Raw genomic sequence first — 14,802 nt, forward strand, 5'->3', positions numbered from 1 at the left:
TCCTAACCCATGATGGCCCGTCTACCTCATGATAGTTTGGCGAAGGAAGCTGTAACCCAGCGCCGCGCGGGCGGCGCGCTCTTGCGAATTGCCGTCGCCGCCATGCCCGCCCAGGCCGAACTCATGGAAGAGCGGCTCGTGTCCTTCCTCCTCCAGCCGCGCGGCAAAACGGCGTGCATGCGAGGGATGCACTCGGTCGTCATTGGTGGAGCTTTCGATATAAATCGGCGGATAGGCGATCTCGCTCGCCGGCCTGACATTGTGAAGCGGTGAATAACCGAGCATGAAGTCCCGATCCACCGGGACCTCCGGATCGCCATATTCGTCCATCCAGGCCTGTCCTGCGCTGAACAGGTGGAAGCGTGTCATGTCGAGCACCGGCACCTGGCACCAGATCGCACCGAAATCGTGCGGATAGCGCGTCAGCATCACGCCGGTCAGCAGGCCGCCATTGCTGCCGCCCTGGCAGGCGATCCGCGCGGGCACGGTGTAGCCGCGGGCGACAAGATCGCGCGCGATGGCGACGAAATCGGCAAAGGCCCGGTCTCGCCCCTGCCGCTTGGCGCTGCGATACCAGTCGGGCCCGAATTCACCGCCGCCACGGATATAGGCCTGTACATAGGCGCCGCCTTGCTCAAGCCAGCGACCGGTCACGCCGGAATAATTCGGCGACAGCGCGACGTCGAAGCCGCCATAGCCGTAGATCAGCACCGGCAGCGCGCCCTTGGTCCAGTGTCGCGGCAGGACCAGCCGGTAGGCAACTCTGGTTCCGTCTTCGGAAATCGCCTCCAGCAGTTCGGATGACATGCCGGTGGCATCAAAATAGCTCGGCGCCGCGGCTGTGAAGACCGGCTCGGGCTGTCTGCTGCGATCGGAGAGTTCGAGGCGATAGCAGGTGGGCGGCTGCAGGAAACCCTGACCGACAATGTAGAGCGTGTCGTCGCCAAGATGCAGATCCGCATAGAGCGGCCTGAAATAAGCCGTCTGCATGTCCGGCGGCAAGACGATTTCTCGCTGTTCGGCATCGGGCTTCGTCAGGTCGAGCACCATGAGACGCGGATGCAGCCGGTCGGAGACGATGAACACACACCATTCACGCATCAGCATCATCTGCGAGACGGACTGGCCCTCGCCAGGCTGAAACAGGATCCGCTGCGGCCCGAGCGGCATCGTTTCCGACCTGGGATCAAAGCGTTGCAGCACGAGGCTGCCGGTCGCGACGCGCTCGTCGGTCTTAGCCCGCCAAAGGCAATGATCGCGATTGAACTGAAAATCAGCCTCTTTGGGCAGGTCGATGCGCCGTTGCCTGCCGTCATCGGAAATCAGGTAAGCGCTGGCGACTCCGATCTCGTGCGCGGCGACGAAGATGTCGATCAAGCCGGTATCCGCTGAGCTGCCCGATAGGGCAGGGTCGATAACGAGATCGAAGCCATAGACGTCCTCGTCGGCGGCTTCGAACAGGATGGCGGCATCTTCCGGCCGCCGGCCGCGTTTCAATCGCCGCCCGACGCGCGGCCATCCCGAACGGGTCGCCGAAAACCGGTCGATCGAACCGAAATAGCAAATCTCGTCGCGGCTTAGCCAATTGGCATGCGATCGTGCGGCCGGCGTGTCGAAGCCGCCCGTCACGATCTGCTTGCTCTCGGCGTCGAATTCGAGCAGGCGGACGAGGTCCGAGCCGCCGTCCGAAAGCGTGAGCAGCACGCGCGTCGGTTCCCAGGGGCAGGTGACGACGCCACGCCAGCTCCAGCGCTTGCCTTCGCCGAGGCAGAAGGCATCGAGATCGAAGACCACCTCCCAATCGGCCTCCGGCAACGGCTGCTGCTCGGCCGGCAGGCGCAGCCAGACGCCGAGCGGATTGTCCTTGGACTGGCGGAAATCGAACAGCCACCCGCCGCGGCGCATCGGCACGATCAGCCGGTCCTGCCGCTCGATCAGCGCTTTGATCGCATCACGATCCCTGGCGAATTCCGGCGTTCTCAACGCCGCATTGGACAGCGCATTATGTTCGTCGATGAACTGGCGGGTGCGCGGATCCTCGTCCGCTTCGAGATGAAGGTTCATGTCCAACCTGCCGGCTCCTGTTGGCGTCTTTTAAGATGCTGTAGCATTTTGAATTATGCAGGAGCCAATATTTCGTAGAGTTAGGGCGAAATTGGCGCAGGCCGCGTCAGGCCGAGATGATCGCGAAGCGTCGGGCCGCCATATTCCCTGCGGAACAGACCGCGTTCCTGCAGGATCGGCACGACCAGCTGCGTGAAGTCTTCCAGGCCTCCGGGAAAAAACGGCGGCATGACGTTGAAGCCGTCGGCGGCGCGGCTGTCGAACCATTGCTGCATCCTGTCGGCGATTTCGACCGGCGTGCCGAGGACGATGTGATGGCCGCGGCCGGCGGCAACGCGCAGCGCCAGCTGCCGGATCGTCAGATCCTCGCGTCTTGCCAGCGCCGTCAGCAGTTCGGCGCGGCTGCGCAACTGATCGGAGATCGGCAGATCCGGCAGCGGGCCGTCGAGATCGTATTCGGCAAGGCTGTGGCCGATGCGTTCTTCCAGAAGCGGCATGGCGCTTTTGATATCCGTCCACCTGTCGAGTTCTGCGAGCTTGTCCGCGGCCTCCTTGGTCGTGCGGCCGATCACCGGCAGGAAGCCCGGCATGACGGCGACGTCGTCCGGCTGACGCCCGAAGCGAGCGACACGCTCCTTGAGGCTTCTGTAAAAAGCCTGCGCCTCTTCGAGGCTCTGCTGCGCGGTGAACACCACGTCGGCGGTGCGGGCGGCAAGATCCTGGCCCGGCCCGGACGAGCCGGCCTGGATCAGGATCGGGTGGCCCTGCGGTGCGCGCGGAATGTTCAGCGGTCCCTTGACCGAGAAATACTTGCCCTTGTGATCGAGGACACGGAGCTTGGCCGGGTCGGCATAGACGCCGCTCTGCTTGTCCTTGACGAAGGCATCGTCGTCCCAGCTGTCCCAGAGCCCGCGCACGACGTCGACAAATTCCTCGGCCACGGCGTAACGCTCGTCATGCTCGGGATGGGCCTTGGAGAAATTGTTCGCCGTGCGGGCATAGGAGGTCGTGACGATATTCCAGGCGGCGCGGCCGTGGCTCAGATGGTCGATCGAGGCGAAGGCGCGGGCCGTGTGATAGGGCTCTCCGTAGGTCGTCGACGCCGTTGCCGCCAGCCCAATCTTGTCGGTCACTACGGCCAGCGCTGAAAGCAGCGTCAGCGGTTCAAAACGAGCGATCGTCGAGGGATGCGCATCGACGCCGCTGGTCAATCCGTCGGCCAGGAAGACCATATCGAATTTCGCCGCCTCGGCGATCTCAGACACGCGCCTCAGCAGGTTGAAATTCTCGCTTCCCGCCTCGGCGTCAGGATGACGCCAGCCGGATACGTGGTGGCCGGCCCCTTGCAGGAACAGGCCCAGATGGATTTCTCTCTTGCGGGTCATGGCAAAATCTTTCGTCAAACGAGGTTTTGGGCGGCATCTTGATTGAGCAGCGCCAGCAGTTTTCGAAGGTCGGCGGCGCTGTGCATGGTCCGGACGAGTGAGGGGATGTCGGCGAAGGCCGGATGGTGACCGGTCGCGTCACGAAATTTTTCCGTCGGATCGGTCAGCCCCGGCAGACCGTCGAAACGGCGCTGTATCGTGCTGCCGTCGGCAAGCGCGATATCGACGATCACGAAGCGGGTCCGTGGATCGCTCGACATGCGCGGCGCGGCTTCGTCATGATGGCGCCCGGCGCGCTTGGCGAGCGCCATCAGCCGTGGCGCGACCGGCAGCCCGTCAAAATGATCGAGCCGTAGGGCGCCATCGATCAGGGCCGCCGCGAACACGTATTCCGGGCTGAAGCGCGCCTCGATCCCGTTGGTCGGCTCGCTCACCACCAAGGCTGCATCGGCACCGGGCGGATAGGTAAAGGTGATACGCTCGATTGCCTCTGCGCGCAGGCCTTGCCCGTGGAGATCGATGCCGAGAGAAGCGACCGGATGGCTGGCTGTGCAACAGGGATAGGCCTTCAGCGTCAGCCCTGGCGCGACGATCTGCCAGGGCGAGCCCCAGTTCTCGGTCAAGGCTGACAGGCGTTCCGCTCCGAAGGCAAAGACCGAATGGAAGCCGACGGGGTTGTCGAGGAAATCGGACGCGCCGCCAAAACTGGCCGCCGCCAAACGCGCCGACAGGAGCCCCGATCGCGCCGCCATGCCGGCATGAAAGGGTTTGGCGTCCTTGCCGAACTGCAGCCGCAGGCCGGACGATTGCGTTGCCGCAAGGCCGAGTGCGACAGCGGTCTCGTCCACCGAGGCGCGCGTCAAATGGGCGATTGCGGCTGCCGCGCCCACCGTGCCGAGCGTTGCCGTGGCATGGAAACCCTTCTCGTAATGCTTCGAGCCGAGCGACAAACCCAGCCGCGCCATGGCTTCGAGCCCGACGATATAGGAGGCGACCAGCGCCTCCGCGGAAAATTTGCGCTCGGCGGCCAACGCCAGCAGCGCCGGGATGATCACCGTTGTCGGATGGCCGCGCACGCTTGCATGCACGTCGTCATAGTCAAGCACATGGCCGGCATAGCCGTTGACGACCGCCGCCGCCAGCGGATCGGTTCGGCGCGCGCTGCCGATCAGGATCGCCGTACCCGGCAGATCGGCTCCGACGGCATCGGACAGAAGGCCGGTCGTCCTGTCTCGGGCGCCGGCAATCGCGCAGGCGAGAAAATCGATGATCGCCAGGCGGGCCGCGTCCATCGCCGCGACATCCTTCAACGGGTCCGAGGCGATGATCGCCTCGGCGAATGCCGACGTTAAAGGTGCGAATGTTCTCGTCATGACAATATCCTAAATACCTTCGCCCCGCTCCATTCCGCGCCCGCCGGCAAGGCCCCCGACGAATTGGCGGATGCGGGGATTGTCGAACGTATGGAATACTTCCTTAGGGGAGCCGTGGCCGACGATGCGTCCGTTCTCGGTGAAGACGACGGTGTCGCTGATCTCTTCGGCGAAGCGCATTTCATGGGTCACCAGGATGCTGGTCATGCCGTCGCGGATGAGGTCGCGGATCACCCACAGCACTTCGCCGACCGTCTCCGGATCGAGCGCCGAGGTGACTTCGTCGAACAGCACCAGTTCCGGCTTCATCGCCAGCGCGCGGGCAATCGCCACGCGCTGTTGCTGGCCGCCGGAAAGCTGGCCGGGATAGGCGCCTGCTTTTTCGGAGAGCCGCACCTTTTCGAGCAGCTCGCGCGCCAGTTTTTCCGCCTCGCCCCGCGCGACACCGAGGATGCGGGTCGGAGCCAGGACGATATTGTCCAGCACCGTCAGGTGAGGAAAAAGATTATATTGCTGAAAGACGATGCCGACACGCTTGCGCAGCGCAATGCGCTCGCTTTCCGTGGCCAACTGGTCGACGCGGGTGCCGCCGACCGTGATGCTGCCGCGCTGCGGCGTGACCAATGCGTTGATGCAGCGCAGGATCGTCGACTTTCCAGAGCCGGATGGGCCGATAATGGAAACTGCATTGCCCTTGTTGACCGTCAGGTCGATGCCCCTCAGCACCTCGGTCTGGCCGAAGGAAAGGTGCACATCTTCCAGTCGTACGATCGCGTCGTCGGTTTTCATGTTCATCGTCTCAAATCCTGGAGCCCGCGTTGAAGTGCTGCTCGAGGCGTCGGGTCAGGCGGGCGATCGGGTAGCAAAGCGTGAAAAAGGCGGCCATCACCACGATGTAGGCGATGATCGTGAAATCGAGCCGGCGCACGGCCGTGCTGGCATCGGTTGCCGCATGCAGGAGTTCGTGCACGCCGACCAGCGAGGCAAGCGACGTGCCCATGGTGATGGACGCCAATATGTTCATCCATGGCGGCAGTGAGCGCCGCAGGCATTGCGGCAGAATGATCCAGCGCAGCGCCTGGCTGCGGGAAAACCCCAGTCCCTTTGCCGCTTCCCATTGCGTGGTCGGGATCGAAAGGATGGCGCCGCGGGTGATCTCGGCCACATAGGCGCTGGCCGGTATGGCAAGGCCGATTACCGCTTTCAGCCAGTCCGGGAAGGGCAGATAGTTGCCGAACACGACGATCTCGAAGGGAAAGATGTAAGTCGTGGCGAAAATCAGCACGAGATGCGGGGCATTGCGGAAGGCCTGAACATAGGCGACGACCGGGTAGCGCACCGGCCTGTAGGGCACCAGTTGGAGAATGCCGAATATGGTTCCGACCACCGTTCCCAATGTCATCGCACTGAGGCTGATGACGACGTTCATCAGGAAGCCGGAGGCGAGATAGGGAAGCCACTCCACCAGTTCGCGCCCAAGGGTGAGATCGGCCAGCGACCAGAGGAGAATGAGGGCAGGGAGTGCTGCGAAGCCGATATTGCGCAGCAGGTGGCCGCTCTTGCGCGGCTCGGAAAGCGCCACCGTCGTCATAGGCCATACCCCGGAACGGCGAGCTTGCGCTCTACCCATAGGCCGACGCGGGCGACGACTAGATTGATGAGACTGAAGAACAGCAGGATGACGATCATCAATGACACCACATTGTCGCGCTGCGTCCACACCATGATAGAGGCATAGGTGATCTCGCTGACTGCAATCGCATTGCCCACCGTCGTCAGTTTCACGAGGTTGATGAGGTTGTTGACGATCGCCGGCAGCGACGCCCGGAATGCCAGGGGAATTTCGACGTAACGAAGGATCTGCAGCTTGCTGAAGCCGATACCGCGCGCCGCCTCCACGGTCGAGGCCGGAACCGCTTCGATACCCGCTCGGATCGCCTCGGCATGCAAGGCGGCAATGTGCAGCCCGACCACCGCCACCACCCAGAAGAACGGCGTCAGCGGATTGTTCTGCGCGCCGCCGACCAGGTTCGACACGAAGGTATTGAGGACGAGGAAACTGAACATCAGTTGCACCAGCGTCGGCGTGTTTCGGGTGATTTCCACGGAAGCGCGCACCGGCGCGGAGAGCCAGAGCCTGTCCGATGTCAGGCAGGTGGCAAACAGCAGTCCGGCAATCAGGCTGACCGGGATCAGCAGGGCGATCAGATAGAGCGTGGTAATGAAACCGTCACGCCATATCTGCGCTTCGTAGCCCGTTGCCAGAAACTCGTAGTTCAGGCCAAGCCTGTTCGTCAGGTCGACGAACAGGCCGGTTATGCCGCTATTCCACATGTCGATCTACGACCGGTCTTATTTGCTGGCTGTCAGGGTCTTGCGCTCCTGCTCGAGATATTCGGTGTTGCTGAGCCTGTTCGCCTTGGCAAACTCCAGCAGTTTTCCGGAGGTATGAAGCTGCCGGACCGTCTTATCGAGTGCCTCGGCCGTTTCCTTTTCGCCTTTGCGAACCCAGATGACGGAATCGGAAGGGATCAGTTCCGTCGGGAAGAGAATGGCGTAGTCCTTCCAATCCTCAGGGCGATCCTGCAGCAACAGGCCAAGGGTTGCGCCGACATGCACCGCGACCACGCAATTGCCCCCCTGCAGCGCCAGCAGCGATTCCGGCTGGCTCGGCAGGCCTTTTACCTCGGCGCCGTATTTTTCGATCAGCGGCTGGGTGTAGTTCGACCCCTGCGAAACGCAGACCGGCTTCCCCTTGAGATCCGCCCAGTCCTTCAGGCCGCTGTCCTTGCGTCCGACGGCAGCGCCGCCGCTGCGGTCGTATGGCGTCGGCACCCAGTCAAGGACTTTGGCGCGATCTTCGGTGTATTGCATGTTGGCAATCAGAATATCGACCTTGCCCTGCTGGAGAAATTGCACCCGGTTCGGCGGCGTGACGGTGATCGTTTCGAGTTTGACTCCGAGATCGTCGGCCAGCGCTTTGGCGATATCGAGATTGTATCCCTTCTGCGTTTGCGAGGTCGGATCGATATAGCCGAAGGGCGCACCGGACAGGATGACGCCGACGGTGAGGGCGCCGCGGGCTTTGATGCGATCAAGCGTGGCATCCGCGAATGCCTGGGTCGCGGCCAGCAGCGAAATCGACATGGCGAAAAGCGCCTTTGGCAGAATTTTATGTGACATGTTTGAGCTCCATTACGAAACGAAGGAAGGAAAGAAAGGGATGGAAAAGAGAAGTCCGGACGACATCGAAGTCGGCGATGCGGTGGGCGCTTCGGGTATGATCTCGCTCATGCCTCGTCTCCGGATGCGTCGAAATCGCCGGCCTGAAGAAGAGCCGCGACCGCCTTTCGGGCAATCTCCACCGGCCTCGCTTCCGGTCGCAGGACCGATGCGGCAAGCATGCCTTCGTAGACGACAAGCAATTGCTCGCTGATCTCGTCGTGAGCCGGGCCTTGCGGGACAAGCCGGCCGAAGAGGGCGCGAAGAAAGGCCTTATGCGTGCGCGCCACGTCCCGGATCGCTGCCGAGCCGGGGTTTTCGGTCACCGCAATGAGGAAGGCGCAGCCCCGGAAGCTTTCGCTGCGGGTCTTGTCGGCCAGGCTATCGAAGATCGCGAAAATGGCCGGCGCACTGCTTTTGCCGGCGACGAGCTTCTCCAGTTGATCGCTGACCAAGGTATGGCGGTGGCTGAGATAGGTGACGATGAGACCCTCTTTGCCGTCGAAATGACGGTAGAGAGTGGCGCGGGCAATCCTTAGCTCCCGGACGATTTCATCGATGCCGACCAGATAGGTGCCACGCCGGTAGAAAAGGTCGCTGAGTGCCTCGACTATTCTTCCGCGGGTCGACATTTGGGCAGTTTTGAAAGGCATCGGTGACCGGTGAGAGAGAAGGAACGTTCTTTCTCGAAAAGATCACTATCACGATCGTTTTTGTAGATTTTATTTTTTCAAATTCATGGGAGCTTTGAAAAATCCTCCGCGCGAGACGCCGTTGATTGGCCTCTCGTCTAACGCGTCGTCACGAAATCGGCCGAGGCGACGAGATTGTTCGGCGCCTGCGTCTTCTTGAATTTCAGCGTCACCACCTTGTAGCCTTCGGCCTCGAGTTCCGAAAGCAGGGTCGGCAGCATCTTCGCCGTGCGCTTGTGGATGTCATGCATGAGAATGATGCCGTGGCCACGCTTGTGCAACTGGTCCATCGTCCGCTGCGTGACGGAGACCGGCGTCGTGGCGAAATAGTCCTTGCTGTCGATGTCGACGTCCATGACCACCATGTCGCGCATGGCGATGGCGGCACGCAGCCTGTGGCTCTCGGAAAGATAGGGGAAGCGGAAGAAGGAGACATCGGTTCCCGTCGCCTTGGTCACTGCCAACTGGCCCTTTATCACCTCCGCCATCGCCGCGTCGAAACCCAGTGAACTGAGGTTTGCGTGGTCATAGGTGTGGCTGCCGATCGTATTGCCGCCCATCGCAACTTTGCGGGCAAGTGCCGGATGCATCTCGGCCATCTCGCCGACCATCATGAAGGCGCCCTTGACGCCGAACTGGTCGAGGATCGTCAGCACCTTGTCGGTCCTGCCCGGGATCGGACCGTCGTCGAAGCTTAGGATCACTTCCTTGTCCTGCAGCTTGAGATCGGCGAGCGAGGAGACCTCGAGCGTCCGCCCGGAAAGATGATGCGGCCCGGCAAAGTCGGGCGTCGCGTCGTCAACGGCCGGGGCGGGTTTCCGCCCCTCGGGCTCGATCACCGAAGACGTCTTGATCGATGTGTCTGGGGCTTGTTTGGTTGTGCTGCAGGCGGAGAGGGTGGCTGTGACCGCCATAAAGGAAAGCAGGAAAAATCGGTGCATTGAAAGGGCTCAACAAATCAGTAACGAATGTTGAGACAACCTTTCGAATTATGGTTAACGATCGGTTGAGAGCGGCCGGAATTGTGCCTAAACGCGGCAGGTTGCCGCGGTTTCCCGAGCCACTGTGGCTATCCTGCCATCGCTTCTTCATATTGTGACGACAGCATCAGCCAGTCTTCCTCGGCGGCTGCGAGTTTTGCCGCGGCTTCACCGCGCTGCTTTGCCTTTTCGGCGGCTTTGGCAGGCGTCTTCTCGTAGAGAGCAGGATCTGCAAGTTCCGCATCAAGCGCCTGAATCTGTTTCTCCAGCTTCGCCGTCAAGGATTCGATTTCGTTGATCTTTTTCTTCAGCGGCGTCAGCGAGGCGCGCTTTTCCGCATTGAGCTTGCGCTGATCAGCCTTGGAGGTCGCATCGTCGGCCGGCTGCGGCTTTTCTTCTTTTTTCTTGCCGGAAGCGACGATCAGGTCGCGATATTCGTCCATGTCGCCTTCGAAGGCGGTGACCGTGCCGCCGTTGACCAGCCAGAGCCGGTCGACGGTGGCCTCGATGAGGTGACGGTCGTGCGAGATCAGGATGACGGCGCCTTGGTAGTCGTTCAGCGCCTCGATCAGCGCGCGGCGGCTGTCGATGTCGAGATGGTTGGTCGGCTCGTCGAGGATGAGCAGGTTCGGCGCATGGAAGGCGGCAAGCCCCATCAGCAGGCGAGCTTTTTCACCGCCGGAAAGATCCTTGGCGGCGGTCGCCATCTTCTCGGTCGCCAGTCCCATCTGGGCGACGCGGGCACGCACTTTGGCCTCCGGGTCGCCAGGCATCAGCCGCCGCACATGCTCCACCGCCGACTGCTCGGGGATGAGGTCGTCGAGCTGGTGCTGCGCGAAAAAGCCGATCTTCAGGGAAGGCGCAAGCTTCACTTCGCCGCTCTCCGGGGCAAGCCTGCCGGAGATGAATTTCGCGAAGGTCGATTTGCCGTTGCCGTTCGAACCGAGAAGGGCGATGCGATCGTCATTATCGATGCGCAGATTGAGGTTCTTCAGGATCGGCTTGCCGGGCTGGTAGCCGACGGCGCCGCCCTGGACCGCGACGATCGGCGAGGCCGGCTGCTTTTCCGGCTCGGGAAAGGTGATCGGCTGCACATGGTCTTCGATCACGGCCGCGACCGTTCCCATGCGCTCGAGCGCCTTGACGCGTGATTGCGCCTGACGGGCCTTGGAGGCTTTGGCCTTGAAGCGGTCGATGAAGCTCTGCAGATGTTTGCGCGCCGCCTCGTTCTTCGCCTTGGCCTTCGTCTGCAGTTCGTCGGCTTCCGCCTTCTGCCGCTCGAACTGGTCGTAATTGCCGCGGTAGAAGGTGAGCTTCTTCTGGTCGAGATGGACGATGGAATTGACCGCGTTGTTCAGGAGATCGCGGTCGTGGCTGATAATGATGACCGTATGGGGATAGCGGCGGATATAATCCTCCAGCCACATCGTGCCTTCGAGGTCGAGATAGTTGGTCGGCTCGTCGAGCAGAAGCAGGTCCGGCTCGGCAAACAGCACGGCGGCAAGGGCAACGCGCATGCGCCAGCCGCCGGAGAAGGAGGAGGCGGGCCGGGCTTGCGCTTCCCTGTCGAAGCCGAGGCCGGCGAGAATGCTCGCCGCGCGCGCTTCGGCCGAATGCGCATCGATATCGACGAGGCGCATCTGGATTTCGGCGATGCGGTGCGGATCGCTTGCCGTTTCCGCTTCGGCAAGCAGGGCGGCGCGCTCCTTGTCGGCGGCAAGCACGATCTCGATCAGCGGCTGCTCGGTTCCCGGCGCCTCCTGGGCCACCTGGCCGATACGCGCCGCCTTCGGGATCGACACCGATCCGCTCTCCGAGCCGAGATCGCCGGTAATGACGCGAAACAGCGTGGACTTGCCGGCGCCGTTGCGCCCGACGAGGCCCGCCTTGGTGCCCGAAGGCAGCGACAGGCTGGCATTGTCAAGAAGCAGGCGCCCGGCGATGCGGGCGGAAATTTCGGTGAGCGTGATCATGGCCGGCGTTTTGGCCGAAAGCGCCCGCCAAGGCAAGAGCAAGACCACTTGTCCGCACGCCGCCCTCAGCGGCCGAAGGCCTGCACCGGCTGGCGCGGGTTCGATTGCGCGGCGAGAAGGGCAACGCGGGCATTGGCCTGCAGCTGTCCCGGTGTTGAGGCGTCGGCGCTGAGCGCCACGCCGACCGAGATGGTCAGCCTGCCGCTATCGCCCTTGTCTGAGGTCGCGAAGACCAGATTGTCTTCGACGGAGGCGCGCAGGCGCTCGGCAATCGCCATCGCATCCTGCATGCCGACATTGGAAAACAGCAAGGCGAATTCGTCCGCCTCGGTGCGGGCGACGAAGTCGTTCTTCTTGATCGATTTTTGGAAGAGGCCGGCGAGCTTCTTCAAGAGCTTGTTGCCTGCCGGCGTGCCATATCTCTCATTGAGATCGGTGAAATTGTCGACATCGACCATGAACAGCGCGCTGCCGGCGGCCCCCTCTTCGCGCTCATAGAGGTCAGCCATCACGCGGTTGAGCGCGATGCGATTGGGAAGTCCGGTGATCCTGTCGGCGACGGCGGCCAACTGCATCGCCGAAATGCCGCGCTCGAGCGTTTCCAGCCTCTTGATGTCATCCGCCAGCCTCGCGCCGATTTCCGTCTCCGCCGACAGCACGCTCGTCAGCGAGGCCGAGAGGTAGTCGAGCTCGCCGATGAAGGCGGCAAGGCTCTGGTCTTCATGACTGGAAACGGATTTCAGGATCGTGTCGCAGGCGCGCGCGAAGGCGTCCCGATGCCGCAGCCCTTCGGCAAGCTTCTCCGCCACCTCGCGCAGCAACCGGCTCGCCTCGTTCCGCGACGTCTCGCCCGCCAGCCCGCAATGGCCGACGAGGTGGTATTTCAGCCCGAGTTCGTCAAGCATCGCCTGTTGCGGCTGAGGCCCGAGCGCAGCGATATCCTGTGCGAGGCCGCCGTTGAGACCGACGATCGCCTCATGGAAGAGCTCGTAATTGCGCGGCAGCCCGGCGACATTGAGACGTGCCATGTGCTGGGCGATCTTCTGGATGTCCGCGATGGGCCCAGCACGAACCGCCTCGCGTGGCACCAGTGCGTTTGCGCTTGCATTCTGCATGATGATCCCTCGCGGCCGGCCTTTTCCCTTCATTCCGCTATGCCCGCAAGCTTTTAAAAGAGGCTGAATCTCAGGGTGGGAAGCGCTGGATTCCAGGCGCAACCGGTAAAGGCGGTTAATGCCCTGTTGATGCGAAGACGCTCACATCCACGCGCGACCCTCGCTGCGCAGGAAATAGATGAGGTCGAGGCCGAGGCTCGGCTTACCGAGCGCCGTCAGCGTCATGTGGCACTGGCCGCGATGGTGGGTCTGGTGGTTGAAGAGGTGCGAAAGTGCTGTCCACAGCGGCTGGGTCATCGCGATCTGCTGCGTCACCGGCATATAGGTGAAGTTGCCCGCAAGAGTCGCCTCATCAAGCGTGCCCGTCCAGGCAATGATGCGTTCGTCCTCAGTCCTGCGCGCAGCGGCAAGCGCATCGAATTCCTCGAAGAGCACGGCATCGAGGGTCGTCGGCGCTTCGCCGATGCCGGTGAAGCGCTTCATCCATATTCGGTCGGCGACCATCAGATGATTGAGCGTGCGGTGTAGCGAGCCGAAGAAGGCGCCGCGGTCGCTGCGGAATTCCGCGTCGCTGAGCGCAGCCGCTGCCGCATAGACCTGGGCATTGGCCCAGCGATTGTAGGCGGCAAACATCCTGTATTGCCTGAGCATGCGCTCCTCCTGTCTTGAGAAGGTAATCTAGCTTGCTTCCGCAGAAATCGCAGTGATGACGCCATGAAATTTCCTGATTTGATCGCAGGCGGTTTATGTCGTCGAATGCAGGGAGTTGCGATCTCGAAAGGACTGTCATGACCAGAGCCCTCTATTCCCTGTGCGGCGCCGATGAGCGGCGCTTCTTTTCGCCTCATTGCTGGAAGGCGGTAATGGCGCTGGCGCATAAGGGACTCGATTTCGAAGAGATTCCGACGACCTACGCCCGCATCCGCGAAATCGGCGGCGGTGTCTCTCCGACTCTGCCCGTTCTCGACGACAACGGCCGACTGATCCCCGACAGTTTCGCCATCGCCCTCTATCTCGAAGAAGCCTATCCCGAGCGGCCGTCGCTGTTTGGCGGCGAGGGCGGCAAGGCGTTGTCGCGCCTGGTGGAAGGCTATTCGCAGATGATCATCCATCCGGCGATCACCCGCATCGCTCTTCTCGACATCCATGCGATCCTCGACGAAGGAGACAAGGCCTATTTCCGTGAAAGCCGCGAGGCCCGTCTCGGCAAATCGTTCGAGGTCATTGCCGCCGACTGCGAAGCGGAGAAGGCTGCTTTCGGCGCCAAGCTGGAGCCGATCCGGCATATGCTGAAGTTCCAGCCCTTCATAGGCGGGCAGACGCCGCTTTTTGCCGACTACATCGTCTTCGGCGCGCTGCAATGGCTGCGTGTCTGCACCGGCTTCAGCATGCTCGCCGCCGACGATCCCGTCCTGGCCTGGTTCGAACGCTGCCTCGATCTCCATGAAAGCCGCGGCCGGACTGTGACAGCGGCGTGAAATTGCCGCCGACCTCTTGTTTTCGCGCGTTGGGGCGGGTAAAGACCGCCCACTTTTCCCGAGAAAACAGAGGATTTGACTATGGCGATTGAACGCACCTTCTCGATGATCAAGCCGGATGCAACCAAGCGCAATCTGACGGGCGCCATCACCAAGATGCTCGAAGATGCCGGCCTGCGCGTCGTCGCTTCCAAGCGCGTCTGGATGAGCCGCCGCGAAGCCGAAGGCTTCTACGCCGTTCACAAGGATCGTCCCTTCTTCGGCGAACTCGTCGAAGGCATGACCTCCGGCCCGACCGTCGTTCAGGTTCTGGAAGGCGAAGGCGCCATCCTCAAGAACCGCGAAATCATGGGCGCGACCAACCCGGCAAACGCTGACGAAGGCACGATCCGCAAGGTTCATGCGCTCTCGATCGGCGAAAACTCCGTTCACGGCTCGGATGCTCCGGAAACGGCTGCTCAGGAAATCAAGTACTGGTTCTCCGATACCGAAATCGTCGGCTGAGGCCACGCTTCGGCAT

Annotated in this window: 14 protein-coding genes; 2 read left to right on the forward strand and 12 right to left on the reverse strand. The window is 62.1% G+C overall.

The genetic code is table 11. The features are described from left to right. Positions 1-21: 21 nt before the first annotated feature. The 12 genes from EFD56_RS24765 to EFD56_RS24820 form a co-directional block, all read right to left on the reverse strand. The gene (locus EFD56_RS24765; RefSeq protein ID WP_342635161.1) at positions 22-2,070 is read right to left on the reverse strand and encodes a prolyl oligopeptidase family serine peptidase; all 2,049 of its coding nucleotides are present in this window, start codon (positions 2,068-2,070) and stop codon (positions 22-24) included. Positions 2,071-2,144: 74 nt separating this feature from the next. Further along, entirely contained in the window at positions 2,145-3,449 is a 1,305-nt protein-coding gene (locus EFD56_RS24770) for an LLM class flavin-dependent oxidoreductase (RefSeq protein WP_004680525.1), read from the reverse strand. Between the two features lie 14 nt (positions 3,450-3,463). Continuing rightward, positions 3,464-4,822, reverse strand: coding sequence for an MmgE/PrpD family protein (locus EFD56_RS24775; RefSeq protein WP_126906553.1), 1,359 nt, complete (start codon positions 4,820-4,822; stop codon positions 3,464-3,466). Between the two features lie 9 nt (positions 4,823-4,831). After that, positions 4,832-5,617 (reverse strand): amino acid ABC transporter ATP-binding protein, encoded by a 786-nt coding sequence (locus EFD56_RS24780; protein ID WP_126906554.1) that lies wholly within the window; start codon positions 5,615-5,617, stop codon positions 4,832-4,834. Between the two features lie 4 nt (positions 5,618-5,621). Next, positions 5,622-6,413: an amino acid ABC transporter permease gene (locus tag EFD56_RS24785; protein WP_088936678.1), complete on the reverse strand. Its 792-nt coding sequence runs from the start codon at positions 6,411-6,413 to the stop codon at positions 5,622-5,624. Next, a complete protein-coding gene (locus tag EFD56_RS24790) occupies positions 6,410-7,156 on the reverse strand; it encodes an amino acid ABC transporter permease (RefSeq protein WP_126906555.1) in 747 nt (248 codons plus the stop codon). The genes EFD56_RS24785 and EFD56_RS24790 overlap by 4 nt, the downstream gene beginning before the upstream one ends. An 18-nt stretch (positions 7,157-7,174) precedes the next feature. Beyond that, positions 7,175-8,005, reverse strand: a complete 831-nt coding sequence (locus EFD56_RS24795; protein ID WP_126906556.1) for a transporter substrate-binding domain-containing protein — start codon at positions 8,003-8,005, stop codon at positions 7,175-7,177. Positions 8,006-8,112: 107 nt separating this feature from the next. Then, positions 8,113-8,676 carry a TetR/AcrR family transcriptional regulator gene (locus EFD56_RS24800; RefSeq protein ID WP_225882815.1) on the reverse strand — a complete coding sequence of 188 codons (564 nt, stop codon included), beginning with the start codon at positions 8,674-8,676 and terminating at the stop codon, positions 8,113-8,115. Between the two features lie 158 nt (positions 8,677-8,834). After that, a complete protein-coding gene (locus EFD56_RS24805; RefSeq protein ID WP_126906558.1) occupies positions 8,835-9,677 on the reverse strand; it encodes a polysaccharide deacetylase family protein in 843 nt (280 codons plus the stop codon). Between the two features lie 128 nt (positions 9,678-9,805). Then, positions 9,806-11,689 carry an ABC-F family ATP-binding cassette domain-containing protein gene (locus tag EFD56_RS24810; protein WP_126906559.1) on the reverse strand — a complete coding sequence of 628 codons (1,884 nt, stop codon included), beginning with the start codon at positions 11,687-11,689 and terminating at the stop codon, positions 9,806-9,808. A 65-nt stretch (positions 11,690-11,754) separates the two neighbouring features. Further along, on the reverse strand, positions 11,755-12,804 hold the full coding sequence (locus EFD56_RS24815) for a GGDEF domain-containing protein (RefSeq protein WP_126906560.1): 1,050 nt from the start codon (positions 12,802-12,804) through the stop codon (positions 11,755-11,757). A gap of 141 nt (positions 12,805-12,945) precedes the next feature. Continuing rightward, positions 12,946-13,455, reverse strand: coding sequence for a DinB family protein (locus EFD56_RS24820; RefSeq protein WP_126906561.1), 510 nt, complete (start codon positions 13,453-13,455; stop codon positions 12,946-12,948). Positions 13,456-13,592: 137 nt separating this feature from the next. On the opposite strand from EFD56_RS24820, the gene EFD56_RS24825 reads away from it, so the two are divergent. Continuing rightward, positions 13,593-14,282 (forward strand): glutathione S-transferase family protein, encoded by a 690-nt coding sequence (locus EFD56_RS24825; RefSeq protein WP_041683590.1) that lies wholly within the window; start codon positions 13,593-13,595, stop codon positions 14,280-14,282. A gap of 81 nt (positions 14,283-14,363) precedes the next feature. Then, entirely contained in the window at positions 14,364-14,786 is a 423-nt protein-coding gene (ndk, locus tag EFD56_RS24830) for a nucleoside-diphosphate kinase (RefSeq protein WP_004680549.1), read from the forward strand. The last annotated feature ends 16 nt before the right edge of the window (positions 14,787-14,802 follow it).

The sequence above is a fragment of the Rhizobium phaseoli genome (genome assembly GCF_003985125.1).
Taxonomy (GTDB): domain Bacteria; phylum Pseudomonadota; class Alphaproteobacteria; order Rhizobiales; family Rhizobiaceae; genus Rhizobium; species Rhizobium phaseoli.